The 16,218-nt window shown below is 69.7% G+C and carries 13 protein-coding genes; 12 read left to right on the top strand and 1 reads right to left on the bottom strand.

What is annotated here, in order from left to right:
* Window positions 1-39 precede the first annotated feature (39 nt).
* From ruvC to RM423_RS07070, 8 genes are all read left to right on the top strand, one after another.
* Window positions 40-603 (top strand): crossover junction endodeoxyribonuclease RuvC, encoded by a 564-nt coding sequence (gene ruvC / locus RM423_RS07105; protein ID WP_311422314.1) that lies wholly within the window; start codon window positions 40-42, stop codon window positions 601-603.
* Entirely contained in the window at window positions 600-1,208 is a 609-nt protein-coding gene (gene ruvA / locus RM423_RS07100; RefSeq protein ID WP_311422313.1) for a Holliday junction branch migration protein RuvA, read from the top strand. The genes ruvC and ruvA overlap by 4 nt, the downstream gene beginning before the upstream one ends.
* Complete coding sequence (ruvB, locus tag RM423_RS07095) at window positions 1,205-2,248, top strand: Holliday junction branch migration DNA helicase RuvB (RefSeq protein ID WP_311422312.1); 1,044 nt, start codon at window positions 1,205-1,207, stop codon at window positions 2,246-2,248. The genes ruvA and ruvB overlap by 4 nt, the downstream gene beginning before the upstream one ends.
* A 205-nt stretch (window positions 2,249-2,453) precedes the next feature.
* Window positions 2,454-2,828, top strand: coding sequence for a preprotein translocase subunit YajC (locus tag RM423_RS07090; RefSeq protein WP_311422311.1), 375 nt, complete (start codon window positions 2,454-2,456; stop codon window positions 2,826-2,828).
* A 152-nt stretch (window positions 2,829-2,980) separates the two neighbouring features.
* Window positions 2,981-5,191: a protein translocase subunit SecD gene (secD, locus tag RM423_RS07085; protein WP_311422310.1), complete on the top strand. Its 2,211-nt coding sequence runs from the start codon at window positions 2,981-2,983 to the stop codon at window positions 5,189-5,191.
* Window positions 5,191-6,294, top strand: coding sequence for a protein translocase subunit SecF (secF, locus tag RM423_RS07080; protein WP_311422309.1), 1,104 nt, complete (start codon window positions 5,191-5,193; stop codon window positions 6,292-6,294). The genes secD and secF overlap by 1 nt, the downstream gene beginning before the upstream one ends.
* A complete protein-coding gene (locus tag RM423_RS07075) occupies window positions 6,291-6,845 on the top strand; it encodes an adenine phosphoribosyltransferase (protein WP_311422308.1) in 555 nt (184 codons plus the stop codon). The genes secF and RM423_RS07075 overlap by 4 nt, the downstream gene beginning before the upstream one ends.
* Window positions 6,846-7,159: 314 nt before the next feature.
* Window positions 7,160-9,640: a RelA/SpoT family protein gene (locus tag RM423_RS07070; RefSeq protein ID WP_396327633.1), complete on the top strand. Its 2,481-nt coding sequence runs from the start codon at window positions 7,160-7,162 to the stop codon at window positions 9,638-9,640.
* A gap of 53 nt (window positions 9,641-9,693) precedes the next feature.
* Here RM423_RS07070 and RM423_RS07065 read toward each other — a convergent pair whose 3' ends face one another.
* Window positions 9,694-10,605 carry a peptidylprolyl isomerase gene (locus tag RM423_RS07065; RefSeq protein ID WP_311422306.1) on the bottom strand — a complete coding sequence of 304 codons (912 nt, stop codon included), beginning with the start codon at window positions 10,603-10,605 and terminating at the stop codon, window positions 9,694-9,696.
* Between the two features lie 267 nt (window positions 10,606-10,872).
* On the opposite strand from RM423_RS07065, the gene RM423_RS07060 reads away from it, so the two are divergent.
* From RM423_RS07060 to RM423_RS07045, 4 genes are all read left to right on the top strand, one after another.
* A complete protein-coding gene (locus RM423_RS07060) occupies window positions 10,873-11,541 on the top strand; it encodes an MBL fold metallo-hydrolase (protein ID WP_311422305.1) in 669 nt (222 codons plus the stop codon).
* Window positions 11,538-12,953: a histidine--tRNA ligase gene (gene hisS / locus RM423_RS07055; protein WP_311422304.1), complete on the top strand. Its 1,416-nt coding sequence runs from the start codon at window positions 11,538-11,540 to the stop codon at window positions 12,951-12,953. Before RM423_RS07060 ends, hisS begins: the two co-directional genes overlap by 4 nt.
* A 103-nt stretch (window positions 12,954-13,056) precedes the next feature.
* Window positions 13,057-14,910 (top strand): aspartate--tRNA ligase, encoded by a 1,854-nt coding sequence (gene aspS, locus RM423_RS07050; RefSeq protein ID WP_311422303.1) that lies wholly within the window; start codon window positions 13,057-13,059, stop codon window positions 14,908-14,910.
* Window positions 14,911-14,969: 59 nt separating this feature from the next.
* Complete coding sequence (locus RM423_RS07045; RefSeq protein WP_396327632.1) at window positions 14,970-16,208, top strand: adenosylmethionine--8-amino-7-oxononanoate transaminase; 1,239 nt, start codon at window positions 14,970-14,972, stop codon at window positions 16,206-16,208.
* The last annotated feature ends 10 nt before the right edge of the window (window positions 16,209-16,218 follow it).

Below are 16,218 nucleotides of genomic sequence, written 5' to 3'. Positions count from 1 at the left end.
CGCGCGTTCGATTGAAGTGCCGTGAGAGGTGGGTGGCGGATGCGGGTGCTCGGCGTGGACCCTGGCCTGACCCGCTGCGGCGTCGGAGTCGTCGAGGGCACCACCGGGCGCCCGCTGACCCTGGTGCACGTCCAGGTACTGCGAACGCCGGCTGAGGACGACATCGGGGCGCGGCTGCTCGCGCTCGCCGACGGCCTCGACGCCGCGGTCGCTGCCCACCGTCCCGATGTCGTGGTGGTGGAGCGGGTCTTCGCCCAGCACAACGTCCGCACCGTCACCGGCACGGCACAGGCAGCGGGGCTCGCGATGGTCGCCGCCACTCGGCTCGGAATCCCGGTGCACCTGCACACGCCGTCGGAGGTCAAGGCGGCCATCACCGGATCGGGCTCGGCGGACAAGGCTCAGATCACCGCGATGGTGACTCGTATCCTCAGGCTGGACTGCGCGCCCAAGCCCGCGGACGCCGCCGACGCGCTGGCGCTGGCGATCTGCCACATCTGGCGCGGCGCCGCGCTGGCCCGATTGAACGACGCGGCCGTCCGGGCGAAGGCGGGCGTGCGCACCGCACCGACGCGCTCAGCACCGATTGGAGTACGCCGATGATTGCCAGCGTCCATGGCCGCGTTGCCGCCGTCGGCCCGGACGGCGCCGTGGTCGAGGTCGGCGGCGTGGGCCTGGCTGTCTCGTGCTCGCCTGGGACCCTCGCCAGGCTGCGCGTCGGTGACAGTGCCCGGCTGTCCACCAGCCTGGTCGTCCGCGAGGACTCGCTCACCCTGTACGGATTCGCCGACGACGACGAGCGCGGCCTGTTCGAGCTGCTGCAGACCGCGAACGGGGTCGGCCCGAAGCTGGCGCAGACCATCCTCGGTGTGTATCCACCACGCGAAATCCGCCGCGCCATCGCCACCGCCGACCACAACGCCCTGGTGAAGGTGCCCGGCATCGGCCGCAAGGGCGCGGAGAAGATCGTCATCGAGCTGCGGGACCGGATCGGGGCGTTCGACGGTTCCGACAGCTCCGTCGAGCTGGCCGGGGTCACCGCAATCGCGCCCTGGAAGGACCAGGTGCTGCACGCGCTGGCCGGCCTGGGCTTCCCTGGTAAAGAGGCCGTCGAGGCGATCGAGACGGTCAGCGCCGACTCCGGCGACAATCCCGAGGTCGCCGTCATCCTGCGCCGGACGATCCAGCTGCTGGGACGCACCCGGTGACCGGCGGCCCGCTCGAGCGGGACGTGGTGTCGCCGCTGCCCGACGTGGACGAGACCGATATCGAGGCGAGCCTGCGACCGAAGCAGCTGGCGGAATTCGTCGGCCAGCCGAAGGTCCGCGAGCAGTTGCAGGTGGTGCTCGAGAGCGCGATGCGCCGCAACCGGCCGCCTGACCACGTACTGCTGTCCGGTCCTCCCGGCCTGGGCAAGACCAGCCTGGCCATGATCATCGCGGCCGAACTCGGCGCCCCCTTCCGGCTCACCTCCGGCCCGGCGATCGAGCGGGCGGGTGACCTGGCCGCCCTGCTCACCAGCCTGGGCGAGGGCGAGGTGCTGTTCATCGACGAGATCCACCGCATCGCCCGGCCCGCCGAGGAACTGCTCTACATGGCCATGGAGGACTTCCGGGTCGACGTGATGGTCGGCAAGGGGCCGGGCGCGACGGCCATTCCGCTCGACCTGGCGCCGTTCACGCTGGTCGGAGCCACCACGCGGGCCGGCCTGCTCACCGGTCCGTTGCGTGACCGGTTCGGCTTCACCGGCCACATGGACTTCTACGACGTCGCCGAACTCGAACTCGTGCTCCACCGCTCGGCCCAGCTGCTGGGCGTCCGGCTGACACCGGAAGGTGGCGCTGAGATCGCCAGCCGGTCCCGGGGAACCCCCCGGATCGCCAATCGCCTCCTGCGGCGGGTTCGCGACTTCGCCGAGGTTCGCGCGGACGGCATCGTCACCTCCGCGGTCGCCCACGACGCGCTAGCGGTGTACGACGTGGACGAACTCGGGCTGGATCGGCTCGACAAGGCGGTGCTGAACGCCCTGGTGCGCCGGTTCGGTGGCGGGCCGGTCGGCGTCAGCACCCTCGCGGTGGCGGTCGGAGAAGAGATCGAGACGGTGCAAGAGGTGGCCGAGCCGTTCCTGGTACGAGCCGGCCTGCTGGCCCGGACGCCGCGCGGGCGGGTTGCCACGCCGGCCGCCTGGCACCATCTCGGCATCCAACCACCGCCCGGCTCCGGCGCGCCTACGCTGTTCGACGCCTGACCGCTGTTCGACGCCTGACCGCAGTCGCGTGCCTGACCGGGCGGCGCGAACTTTTACGGCCGCACAGGCGTTGACGAACTAGACTTCCATCCGAACTTCGGTTCGCCACACTTGCACCCGACCTTTCCTTCGCCACGCTGCCGTGCCCACGCGCGGCAGCTCATCCGCCGCCGGTGCCGGCTCAGCCAGTTGGGATCTCATCGCCGTGACTCAAGCCCTGCCACTGATCGTCCTGGCCGCCCTGCTGGTCGGCATGGTGGCTTTCTCGCGGCGTAACAAGCAGCGTGCCGCCGCGGCCGACGCAGCCCGCCGCGAGCGGATCGGCGCCGGTACCGAGGTGATGACCACCTCGGGGCTCTACGCGACGGTGGTGTCGGTGAACGATGACGGCTCCGCACTGCTGTCGGTCGCGCCGGGCGTCGAGGTGCGCTGGACGGTCGCGGCCCTTCGGGAGGTCAATGAGCTGCCCGACCAGTACCGCACGCCGATCGCGGGCACGGCTCCCGGCACCGATCCCGCGGCGCGGGCTCGTCCGGCTCGGAATACCATGCCGCAGTCAGACGCGTCCGACCCGAGTTAGTCGCTTTTGCCGCCTCGCCAAGCCGGTTCGTCGCGTGATCGGTCATACTATGCGGCGAGTCCGGGGCCGGCTGTGGCTGGCGATCGGCTGAGGCGCCTGCCGCCGCATATGGGTGCGCAGGCGATCGATAACGACTGAGGAGAACAACTTCCGTGGCACCATCTGCCGGAACGCTGCGCGTCGGGCGTTATTTCGCAGTGCTTCTAGGTCTATTCGTCGTCCTGTACGGCGTGGTGTTCTGGCCACACCAGCCCCGCACCCCCAAGCTCGGCCTGGACCTCCAGGGTGGCGCCCAGGTCATCCTCAAGGCCGAAACGACCGGCGGCAAGGCGCCCACCAAGGCGTCGATGGACCAGGCCCGCCAGATCATCACCAACCGCGTCAACGGCCTCGGTGTGTCCTCGGCCGAGGTGGTCACCCAGGGCAATGACCGGATCGTCGTCTCCGTTCCCGGTGCCGGCGCAAACGACATCAAGGACGTCGGCGGCACCGCGCTGCTGCAGTTCCGGCCGCTGCTGATGGCCGCCATCCCGGTCGCCGCTCCGGCGCCGTCCGGCAGTGCCGCGCCATCCGGCACCGCTGCTCCGTCGGGGAGCTCGTCACCGTCGGGCACCGCCGCTCCGTCGGCCAAGGCCTCCGCCGGTCCGGCCAGCTCCGCGGCGCCTGAGGCCACCGCGTCGAGCTCACCGTCGCCGCACGGCCGGGTCGTTCCGCGTGCCGTCGGCAGTGTCACCCCAGCGTCCGCAAACCCGGCAGCGTCTGCCACCCCGGCAGCGTCTGCCACCCCGGCAGCGTCTGCCACCCCGACTGCGTCTGCCACCCCGGCGAAGACCCCCGCTCCTGGCGCGTCCGCGTCGCCGTCCGGCTCGGCTGCCGATCGGTCGGCGCCGGTGGACCAGTGGAAGGTCGTCGGGTTCACCCCGCCGAGCACTCCCGCCGCGGTCGCCGCGCTGCCCGCCGCTCAGCTGAAGGCGTTGAACTCCGCCATCCAGTCGTGGCCGTGCAATGACGTGGTCAAGCCGCTGGACGTGTCGAACAAGCCGATGATCACCTGTGATCAGGCGAACCAGACGAAGTACCTGCTCGGTCCCGTGATCGTGCCGGGTACCGAGGTCAAGAACGCCCAGGCGAATGCGCCCGGCTCGACGTCCGGGCAGTTCCAGTGGACCGTCAGCGTCAACCTCAAGCCCAAGGGCCAGTCTGCGTGGGCGGCCTACACCTCCAAGCACAACGTGACGGTCAACCCCAACGACATCGGTAACCAGGTTGCGGACACGCTGGACAACAAGGTCATCGTGGCGTCCACCATCCAGGGCACCATCGCCGGAACCACCGAGATCACCGGCCAGTTCACCGAGGCCCAGGCGACCGACCTGGCGAACTCGCTCAAGTACGGCGCGCTGCCGCTGAACTTCGTCCAGCAGGCGGCCACTTCGGTGTCGCCGACGCTGGGTACGGATCAGCTCAAGGCCGGTCTGCTGGCGGGCGGCATCGGCCTGGCCCTCGTCGTCGTCTACTCGCTGTTGTACTACCGGGCACTGGGCCTGGTGACGATCGCCTCGCTGCTGGTGTCCGGCGGCCTGACCTACGCCATGCTGGTGATCCTGGGCAAGCAGATCGGGTTCACCCTGACCCTTGCGGGCATCGCCGGTTTCATCGTCGCGGTCGGTATCACCGCGGACTCGTTCGTCGTGTTCTTCGAACGGATCAAGGACGAGGTGCATGAGGGCCGGACGGCCCGCACCGCCATTCCGCGGGCCTGGATCCGGTCACGCCGGACCATCCTCTCCGCCGACACGGTGTCGTTCCTGGCAGCCGCCATCCTGTACATCTTCGCAGCCGGTGACGTGAAGGGCTTCGCGTTCACGCTGGGGCTCTCAACCGTCCTCGACCTGGTCGTGGTCTTCCTGTTCACCCACCCGCTGGTGTCGCTGTTCTCCCGGAGCGCGGCCTTCGGGTCGGCACGATTCACCGGCCTGAACCACGCCCGGAGCGGTGGTATCGCCACCCGGACCGGGCCGGTCGCGCAACCGGCCGGCATGCCCAGCATGGCCGGCGCGCGGAGTACGTCGAGGAAGTCCGCGGGCGGTCAGCGCCTGATGGAGCCGGGGACTGCCGACACCCGCAGCACCGAGGCCGGTATCACCTTCACCGAACCGACATCACGGGGATCGTCCTCGGCGGCGCCCCTGTCAGCACAACGGTCAGCACAAGGGTCACCACAGGCGTCGCCGCAAGGGTCATCACAGGGTTCGCCACAAGGCGGCAAGCCGCGCGGCGGTGGCACGGCCGCGGAACGCGCGGCGGCCCGCCGGGCAGTGGCGCGCGAAACCGATGAGGCCACCCGAAAGGACAACAGCTGATGAGCTCGTCGAGATTTTTCAGCAGGCTCTACCGCGGTGAGACCGGCATCGACTTCATCGGCACCCGCAAGCGCTGGTACCTGGCATCGCTGGTCCTGATCGTCATCTGCGTCGGCAGCATGGTGTTCCGCGGCTTCAACGTGGGCATCGACTTCAAGGGCGGCACGCAGTTCCAGATCAAGGCGGCCAACACCTCGATCACCACGTCCAGCGCCGCGGCCGCGATGGCCCAGACGGGTCACCCCGCCGAGTCGGCGGCGCAGCAGGTCGGGTCCGGCGCGACCCGCCAGATCGTACTGAAGACCAAGCAGCTCGACCTCGCCACGCAGGCGGCGGTGCAGAACAAGCTCGGCCAGGTTCTGCACATCGACCCGAAGGACTCGATCTCGACGGACTCGGTGTCCTCGAGCTGGGGCGGTGAGATCACCAAGAAGGCCGTCCAGGGCCTGATCGTGTTCCTGCTGGTGGTCTTCGCCTACATCGCCCTGCGCTTCGAGTGGAAGATGGCCGTCGGCGCGCTCACGGCGCTGCTGCACGACCTCATCATCGCCGCAGGCATCTATTCCATCGTCGGGTTCGAGCTGACGCCGTCCACCATCGTCGGGTTGCTGACGATCCTGGGCTTCTCCCTCTACGACACCGTGGTGGTGTTCGACAAGGTCGCCGAGAACTCCCGTGACCTGGCGGCCACCGCGCGGATGACCTATGCCGAAGCCGCCAACATGGCGGTGAACCAGACCCTGATGCGCTCGATCAACACGTCCCTGATCTCGCTGCTCCCGGTGGCGGGGCTGCTGTTCGTGGGCGCCGGCCTGCTGGGTGTCGGCACGATCAAGGATCTGGCGCTGATTCTCTTCGTCGGGTTGGCCATCGGCGCTTACTCTTCGCTGTTCCTCGCGACGCCGGTCGTGGTGGACCTCAAGGAACGCGAGCCCGAGTACCGGAATCTGACCAAGCGCGTGCAGGCCAAGCGGGTGGCGGCCCGCACTCCGGTCGTGGAACCGGCTCTGGCGGGCACCGCTCCGGCGCCGCGCGGCAAGCCCGCCCCGGCTCCCCGTCCCGGAGCACGTCCGGCCAGCCGCCCCGCGAAGCGGCGCCCGTGACCGGCAGCGGCACGGCCGAGGCCAACGACATCAGCCTTGCCCAGCTCATCAACGGGCTGCTGCGCGATGTCGAGGACTTTCCCCAGCCCGGCGTGCGGTTCAAGGACATCACCCCGTTGCTCGCCGACGCGGCCGCGTTCGGCGCCTGCATCGACGAGCTCGCGGACCTCCCCGGGGCGTACGAGGCCGACGTGATCGCCGGCGTCGAGGCGCGGGGCTTCGTGGTGGCGGCCGCCCTTGCCCGCGCGGTCGACGCCGGAGTGGTGCCGGTCCGCAAGGCCGGCAAGCTCCCGCCGCCCACGCTCAGCGCGCGCTACGACCTCGAGTACGGCAGCGCCGAGATCGAGGTGCCGACCGGGCTGCTCGAAGGCAAGCGGGTCTACGTGGTCGACGACGTGCTCGCCACCGGGGGCACGCTGGCGGCGGCGATCGATCTGCTCAGCCGTGCCGGAGCGACGGTGACCGGCGTCGGCGTGCTGGTGGAGCTGTCCTTCCTGAAGGGCCGGGCGCGACTGGACGGGCACGACCTGCGGGCTCTGCTGACTCTGTAGCCCCCGGTCGCTGCCCACTCGGGTTCGATCCGAGTGAGCCGCGGGATGCCGTGTTTTCCGTTATCCCGTCCTGCGGGAGTTTCGCCTGGACCCCTAGACTGGACAAGCAACGTTTTCAGCGCCCGCCAGGGGAGGCTCTTCTGACTGCCGAGGCCACCGACCCAGGTGCGACTGCGACGCCCGTGTCGAGCACGACCGGAGCGCCGGTAGCGGACGCCGGTGCAGGTTCCGAGCCGGCGGCCGCCGTGCCGGGTGTGAGCAAGCCGGCTGCCGCCAAGCCGACTATCAGCGCTCCGGTCGTTACCAAGCCGAAGATCAGCAGTCCGGCTGCGGCCAAACCGAGTACCAGCACTCCAGCAGCCGCCAAGCCAGCAGAGGTGACGGCTGCTGACGGCACGCCGGGCAGCGGCACCGTAACCAGGACCGCCGCCGAAGCGGCCAGCGGCAGGGCGGCCGGCGCCGGTGCCCGGGCAGACCTCGTACAAGGCGGCCCGCACGGACCGACCGCGGCATCGGCGACCGAGATCGCCAACGGCGCGCACCGCCGCCGGGTTCGCGACCGGATCGCGCGCAGGCTGGTCACCACGCCCAAGCAGGCCGCCGTGAAGCCGGTCCTGGAACCGCTGCTCGCGGTGCACCGGGCCGCGCATCCGAAGGTGGACGCCCGGCTGCTGCAGCGCGGCTACGACCTGGCCGAGGAACGGCACCGCGGTCAGCTCCGCAAGTCCGGCGACCCCTACATCACCCATCCGCTGGCCGTGTCCACCATCCTGGCCGAGCTCGGCATGGACACCACCACGCTGGTGGCAGCGCTGCTGCACGACACCGTCGAGGACACCGGCTTGACGACCGCTGAACTCGCGGCCGACTTCGGTGCCGAGGTGGCGCACCTGGTCGAGGGTGTGACCAAGCTCGACAAGGTGAAGTACGGCGAGGCGGCCGAAGCCGAGACCATCCGCAAGATGATCATCGCGATGGCGCGCGACCCCAGGGTGCTGGTCATCAAGCTGGCGGACCGGCTGCACAACATGCGGACGCTGCGATTCCTGCCGCCGGCCAAGCAGGAGCGCAAGGCACGCGAGACCCTGGAAGTCCTCGCGCCGCTGGCCCACCGGCTCGGGATGAACACCGTCAAGTGGGAACTGGAAGACCTGGCCTTCGCGACCCTGTACCCCAAGCGCTACGACGAGATCGTCCGGCTGGTCGCCGACCGGGCACCGCAGCGCGACGTCTACCTCAACGAGGTGATCGAGCGGGTCAACCGGGATCTGAAGGCCGGTGGCATCAAGGCCGACGTCTACGGACGTCCGAAGCACTACTACTCGATCTACCAGAAGATGATCGTCCGCGGCCGCGAGTTCACCGACATCTACGACCTGGTCGGCATCCGCGTGCTGGTGGACTCCGAACGCGATTGTTACGGCACGCTCGGGGTGATCCACGCGAACTGGCAACCGGTGCCCGGCCGGTTCAAGGACTTCATCGCGATGCCCAAGTTCAACATGTACCAGTCGCTGCACACCACGGTGATCGGTCCCGGCGGCAAGCCGGTCGAGCTGCAGATCCGGACGCACGCGATGCACCGAACCGCCGAGTACGGTATCGCGGCGCACTGGAAGTACAAGGAGGTCGGCGGGGCCTCACCCTCACCATCGCCGTCCACGGTCAGCGACGAGATGGTGTGGCTGCGGCAGCTGCTCGACTGGCAGCGCGAGGCCCAGGAGCCGGGGGAGTTCCTGGACACCCTGCGCTTCGACCTCGGCGCGCGCGAGGTGTACGTCTTCACCCCCAAGGGCGAGGTCATCGGGCTGCCCGCCGGATCGACGCCGGTCGACTTCGCGTACGCGGTGCACACCGACGTCGGCCATCGCTGCATCGGCGCCCGCGTGAACGGCAAGCTCGTTGCGCTCGAGACCGAACTCGATCACGGTGACCGGGTCGAGGTGTTCACCTCCAAGGCGGAGGGCGCCGGCCCATCCCGGGACTGGCTTGCCTTCGTCGCCTCACCGCGGGCCAAGACCAAGATCCGCCAGTGGTTCGCCAAGGAACGCCGCGAGGACGCCGTAGAGGCGGGCAAGACCGCGCTGACCCGGGCCATGCGCAAGTCGTCCCTGCCGATGCAGCGGCTGCTCGGTGGCGACCAGCTCGTCACCATCGCCCGTGACATGCACCTGGCCGACATCACGGCGTTGTACGTCGCCATCGGCGAAAATCACGTCTCGGCGCAGTCGATCGTGCAGAAGCTGGTCGCGTCCCTCGGCGGAGTCGAGGGCGCCACCGAGGACCTCGCCGAAACCACCATCCCGACGCGCACCGAGACGGTGCCGCGGCCGCCCAGCGGCAACGCGGGCGTCATGGTTTCCGGCATGTCGGACGTGTGGGTGAAGCTTGCCCGCTGTTGCACGCCGGTGCCCGGTGACGAGATCCTCGGTTTCATCACCCGCGGTGGCGGCGTGTCGGTGCACCGCCGCACCTGTACCAACGCCGGTGCGCTGGAGGAGCAGCCCGACCGCCTGGTCGAGGTCGAGTGGGCACCGTCGGCGGACTCGGTGTTCGTGGTCTCGATCCAGGTCGAAGCGCTGGACCGCCACCGCCTGCTGTCCGACGTCTCGCGGGTGCTGTCCGACGAGCGGGTCAACATCCTGTCCGCGTCGGTCACCACCAACCGGGACCGGGTCGCGGTGTCGCGCTTCACCTTCGAGCTGGCCGAATCCAAGCACCTGGACAACCTGCTCCGCACCGTCCGCGGCGTGGAGGGCGTCTACGACGTCTATCGGGTGCACGCGGCCAACTGAGCCCGGCTGTAAGCCCGAACTGACCGCACGCCGCAGCGGTCAGGCCTTCGAGGTCAGGCCTTCAACGTCACGGTCTTGAAGTAGAGCGGCACCTTGGGCTTGCCGCCACCGGCGGAATTCGAGCCGTCGTCGCCACCGGTCGCCACCTTCTGCAGAATGTTCAGGCCGCCGGTCACGTGGCCGATGACGGTGTAGTTCTTGCCGAGCGAGCCGTTGCTGTCCTTGGTGATGAAGAAGAACTGGCTGCCGTTGGTGTTCGGGCCGGAGTTGGCCATGGCGAGGGTGCCCTCGGTGTAGCTGGCCTTGGCGAGGTTCTCGTCCTTCGTGCTGTAGCTCGGGCCGCCGGACGTGGTTCCCGAGGGGTCACCGCACTGCACGACATAGATGCCGGAGTTCACCGAGCGCGGGCACGGCGTCTGGTCGTAGAACTTCTTCGAGATCAGGTACTCGATGCTCTGTACGTTGCACGGCGCACCGGCCGCGTCCAGGCGCACCGAGATGGCGCCCTGGTTGGTGTCGAAGACCGCGATCTTCGCCGTCGTCGGGGTCGGCTGGGGGTCCGGCGGCAGGCCGACGTCGAACAGGTTGCCGGCGGTGAGCTTCGAGGCGTCCTCGGCGTAGCCGCACGGACCGCTGGTCTTCTTCGCCGCGCGAGCCGCGATCTTGGCCGGGCTGCGACTCGGCTCCGGAGCGGCCGTCGAGGAAGCCGACGCCGATGATGATGCCGATCCGGTGGCTGAGGACGAGGCCGATGATGAGGAGCCGGCGGCCGTGGCCGGGTTGCTCTTGCGGTCGCCGGACAGCAGCACGACCGTCGTGATCACCACCGCGAACAGCACCAGGACGCCGACCACGGTGGCGATCCGGTTCAGGTGGCGGCGCTGGGCCGCACGTCGCTGCCGGTTGGCCAGCTGGCGCTCGAGGTGGCGTCGGGCCGCTTCGCGGCGCTGCTTGTCGGTCGGCACGGGGTGTCCTCCAGGAAACGCGAGCGGGGGCTGCGCGCAGAGAGTGTGGCAAAGGGCTGAGGAATTGTATGAAACGAGGCTGGTGCTGCACGCCGGAACGGCTATGAGTCAGCTCAGTAGCGCACAGCCCGTCCATGGCACCGGCCTGCCACGCTCAGGAAAGCCGAACCGGCGCGCGGAGAAAGGGTATTGAGCACGCCTGGGTAGGCTCGGCAGTTGGGTTGCGGCACCAGGCTGGCCGCCGTCACGGAGTGCAGGGAGCGGGTAGTGCTGATCGAGGGTTTTCCGGCCCAGGTCGCCGGAACGAACTGTTTCGTGGTCGCTCCCGGCCCCGGCGAGCAGTGCGTGATCATCGACCCCGGGTACGGGGTGAGCGGACAGCTCGACGAGATCCTCACCGACAACCGGCTGCATCCGGTCGCGGTCCTGCTGACGCACGGCCACCTCGATCACACCTTCTCGGTGCTGCCGGTATGCCAGGCCCGCGACGTGCCCGCCTACATCCATCCCGGCGACCGGCCGGCACTGGCCGATCCCTGGACCGGCCTGGGCCTGCCGTTCGGGGCGCCGCTGTTCGGGGTGCAGAACCTGACGTTCGCCGAGCCGGACGACGTGCGCGCCCTCGACGACCACGGGCGCCTGGACATCGCCGGGCTCTCGCTGACCGTCCGGCACGCGCCCGGGCACACCGCTGGCTCGGTGGTGCTCACACTGGACGCGGCGGACGAGGATGTGCTGTTCGCCGGTGACGTGCTGTTCGCCGGCTCCATCGGCCGGACGGACCTGCCCGGCGGGTCGATGGCCGCGATGACCGAGTCGCTGCGCACCGTCCTCCTGCCGATGCCCGACGCGGTAGTCGTGTGTCCCGGGCACGGCCCGCGCACGACCATAGGACGAGAACGCGCCACCAACCCATTCCTGAGAGAACTGACGTGACTGCTTCCAAGCCGAGCCCGGTGAGCGGCTTCCCGGAACTGCTGCCCGCTGAGCGCTTCGTCGAGGTCCAGGTGATCGACAGCCTTCGCGCGACCTTCGAGCTGCACGGTTTCGCCCCGGTGGAGACCCGAGCCGCCGAGCCGCTGGACCAGCTGCTGCGCAAGGGCGAGATCGACAAGGAGGTCTACCTGCTCCGCCGCCTGCAGGCCAACGACGAGGGTGAGGTCGACGTCTCCGGGCCGTCCGCCCTCGGGCTGCACTTCGACCTGACGGTGCCGTTCGCCCGCTACGTCCTCGAGAACGCCGGCAAGCTGGACTTCCCGTTCCGCCGCTACCAGATCCAGAAGGTGTGGCGGGGGGAGCGGCCGCAAGAGGGTCGCTACCGCGAGTTCACCCAGGCCGACATCGACGTGGTTGCCAGGGACACGCTGCCCTTCCACCACGACGTCGAGGTCGCGCGGGTGATGGCCGAGGCGCTGTCGGCGCTGCCGGTGCCGGCGCTCACCCTGCAGGTGAACAACCGCAAGCTGATCGAGGGCTTCTTCCGCGGCGTCGGTGCTCCGGACATCCCTGCCGTGATGCGGGTGATCGACAAGATCGACAAGGTGCCCGCCGACATCATCGAGGGCATGCTGATCGACGACGCGGGCCTGGCCGCCCGCCAGGCGAAGCAGTGCCTGGCGCTGGCCGAAATCCGGGCCGGGAACACCTCATTCGTGGAGCGGGTACGAGCGCTCGGCATCGAGGACGAGCTGCTGGACGAGGGCCTGAGCGAGCTCGCCGCCGTGATCGCCGGCTGCGAGTCACTGGCCTCGGACCGGTTCCGGGTCGAGGCGGACCTGCGCATCGCCCGCGGCCTGGACTACTACACCGGAACCGTGTTCGAGACCCGGATGGCGGGCTTCGAGGGCCTGGGCTCGATCTGCTCCGGCGGCCGCTACGACTCCCTGGCCAGCGACGGCAAGACGGTCTATCCCGGTGTCGGCATCTCCCTGGGTGTCACCCGGATGCTGATCCCGCTGTTCTCGCGCAAGAAGCTCACCGCGAGCAGGTCGGTGCCCTCCGCGGTGCTCGTCGCCCTGCCGGACGAGCAGTCCCGCGGCCGGTGCGACGCGATCGCACAGCTGCTGCGTTCGCGGGGCATCGCGACCGAGGTGGCGCCCAGCCCGCAGCGGTACGGCAAGCAGATCCGCTTCGCCGAGCGCCGGGGGATTCCCTACGTCTGGTTTGCCGCCGGCGGCAACGCCGACGCCTCCGTAACGGAAGGCGGTCCGGGCAGTGGCGGCGAACCCGCCGACGGTGGCGACAGGGTCCGCGATATCCGTACCGGGGAGCAGGTGGCGGCCGAGGCGTCCAGCTGGCTGCCACCGGCCGAGGACCTGCGGCCCCAGATCGTCCGGCTGGAGAGCTGACCCGGCTTGGCACTCCGCGGCGGCTGAGGCTCGCTGACGCCGACGAAATCCCGAGCGCCCCCGTGGGAGAATAGGAGCAGATGTCGAATCGAGAGGATTTCCTGTGCTGCGCACGCATGAGGCCGGGACGCTACGAGCGTCCCAGGCAGGCCGGACCGTCATGCTCACCGGCTGGGTTGCCAGCCGCCGCGACCACGGCGGGGTGGCTTTTCTCGATCTGCGCGACGCCTCCGGCGTGGTGCAGATCGTCGTGCGCGACGAGGACGACGGCATCGCCTCGGCACTGCGCAACGAGTGGTGCATCCGGGTGACCGGCGAGGTGCGGACCCGGCTCGAGGGCAAGGTCAACGCCCATATCCCCACCGGCGAGGTCGAGGTCGTCGCCGAGAAGCTCGAGGTCCTCAACGAGGCGGCGGTGCTGCCGTTCCAGATCGACGAGCACACCGAGGTCGGCGAAGAGGCGCGCCTGAAGTACCGCTACCTGGACCTGCGCCGGCCCGCGCCCGCAGCGGCGATCCGCTTGCGTAGCAAGGTCAACCGGACCGCGCGGGACGTCCTCTACAGCCACGACTTCACCGAGATCGAGACGCCGACGCTGACCCGGTCGACCCCCGAGGGCGCCCGGGACTTCCTGGTGCCGGCGCGACTGCAGCCGGGCTCCTGGTACGCGCTGCCGCAGTCGCCGCAGCTGTTCAAGCAGCTGCTGATGGTCGCGGGCATGGAGCGCTACTTCCAGATCGCGCGCTGCTACCGCGACGAGGACTTCCGCGCCGACCGGCAGCCGGAGTTCACCCAGCTCGACATCGAGATGAGCTTCGTCGAGCAGGACGACGTGATGGCCCTGGCCGAGGACGTCCTGCGGTCGCTGTGGGCGTTGATCGGGCACGAGATCGAGGCGACCATCCCGCGAATGACGTATGCCGACGCGATGAACCGCTACGGTTCGGACAAGCCCGACCTGCGCCTGGACCTCGAACTCACCGAGTGCACCGAGTACTTCGCGAACACGCCGTTCCGGGTCTTCCAGGCCGACTATGTCGGTGCGGTGGTGATGACCGGCGGCGCCTCGCAGCCCCGCCGCCAGCTCGACGCCTGGCAGGAGTGGGCCAAGCAGCGCGGTGCCCGCGGACTGGCCTACGTCCTGGTCGGCGCGGAGGGTGAGCTGACCGGCCCGGTCGCCAAGAACCTGTCCGAGGACGAGCGGGCCGGCCTCGCCACGTTCGTGGGTGCCGAGCCCGGTGACTGCGTCTTCTTCGCGGCCGGTGCCCGCAAGTCGTCGCAGTCTCTGCTCGGGGCCGTCCGGCTGGAGGTCGGCAAGCGGGCCGGGCTGATCGACGAGTGCGCCTGGTCGTTCCTGTGGGTCGTCGACGCACCGCTGTTCGAGCCGAGCTCGGATGCGACCGCCAGTGGCGACGTGGCTGTCGGCTCGGGAGCCTGGACGGCCGTGCATCACGCCTTCACCAGTCCCAAGGCCGAGTTCTTCGACACCTTCGACACCGACCCGGGCAGCGCGCTGGCTTATGCATACGACATCGTCTGCAACGGTAACGAGATCGGTGGCGGCTCGATCCGTATCCACCGCCGCGACATCCAGGAGCGGGTGTTCGCGGTGATGGGGCTCAGCGAGGAGCAGGCGCAAGAGAAGTTCGGCTTCCTGCTGGACGCCTTCGCCTTCGGCGCGCCGCCGCACGGTGGCATCGCCTTCGGCTGGGACCGGATCTGCGCGCTGCTGTCGGGCACCGATTCGATCCGCGACGTCATCGCGTTCCCGAAGACCGGCGGCGGCTACGACCCGCTCACCGAGGCGCCCGCGCCGATCACGCCCGAGCAGCGCAAGGAGGCGGGCGTGGACGCGCGGCCGAAGTCCGACGGCAAGCCCGGTGACACCCCGTCGAAGGCCAGCCAGAACCCACCGATGACCGAGGCGGCGCAGCCGAAGGCGGACGCGGGCCAGTGAGCCGGCAGTCGGCGCTGCTGGCCGCCGACCGGGCGCTCGTCTGGCACCCGTACGGCCCGATGCCCGGTGAGGTGGAGCCGCTGCTGGTCCGCTCCGCCTCCGGTGTGCGGCTGCGACTGGACGACGGCCGCGAGCTGATCGACGGCATGGCGTCCTGGTGGGCGGCGATCCACGGGTACCGCAATCCGGTCCTGGACGAGGCCGCGCGGTCCCAGCTCGGCAACATGAGCCATGTGATGTTCGGCGGCCTGACACACGAGCCGGCCATCGCGCTGGCGACCCGGCTGGTCGACATCACGCCCGAGCCGCTGCGGCACGTGTTCTTCTCCGACTCCGGGTCGGTCGCGGTCGAGGTGGCCGCCAAGATGGCCCTGCAGTACTGGGTGTCGGCCGGCCGGCCGGACAAGCGCCGGCTGATGACCTGGCGCGGCGGCTACCACGGTGACACGCTGCACCCGATGAGCGTCTGTGACCCCGACGGCGGCATGCACTCCCTGTGGCGGGGCAGCCTGCCCGAGCAGGTGTTCGTGGCCGCCCCACCTGCGGGGTTCGACGAGCCGGTGGACGCGGACTACCTGCAGATGTGGGCCGAGGCGCTGGCGAGGCATGCCGACGAGGTGGCGGCGATCATCGTCGAGCCGGTCGTGCAGGGCGCCGGTGGGATGACCTTCCACAGTTCCGGCTACCTGACCGGACTGCGCGAGCTGGCCGACGAGCACGGTGTGCTGCTGATCTTCGACGAGATCGCCACCGGCTTTGGCCGCACCGGAAAGCTGTTCGCCGCCGAGCACGCCGACGTCTCACCCGATATCTGCTGCGTGGGCAAGGCACTGACGGGTGGCTACCTGTCGATGGCCGCGACCCTGTGCAGCACCGCGGTCGCCGAGCAGATCTCGCGTGGACCGGTTCCGGTGCTGGCGCACGGACCGACCTTCATGGCGAATCCGCTGGCCGCGGCGATCGCGCTGGCCTCGATCGACCTGCTGCTGGCCCAGGACTGGGTGGGTGAGGTCAGGCGCATCGAGACCGGGCTGCGAGCGGGGCTGGCCGGCCTGGCGGCGCAGCCGGGGGTGCGCGACGTCCGGGTGCTCGGCGCGATCGGCGTGGTGCAGTTGGACGACGATGTCGACCTGCTCGCCGCGACTGCTGCCGCGGTCGAGCACGGTGTCTGGCTTCGTCCTTTTCGGGACCTGATCTACACCATGCCGCCCTACATCACCGGCGACACCGACCTCGCCGCCATCGGTGTGGCGATCGCCGCAGCGGCTCGGGCCAGCGCCGCGACCGGCGGCCGCTGACGTAACGTTC

Source organism: Jatrophihabitans lederbergiae (genome assembly GCF_031845305.1).
GTDB lineage: Bacteria > Actinomycetota > Actinomycetes > Mycobacteriales > Jatrophihabitantaceae > Jatrophihabitans_A > Jatrophihabitans_A lederbergiae.
This window is presented reverse-complemented; position numbering and strand designations above follow the sequence as displayed.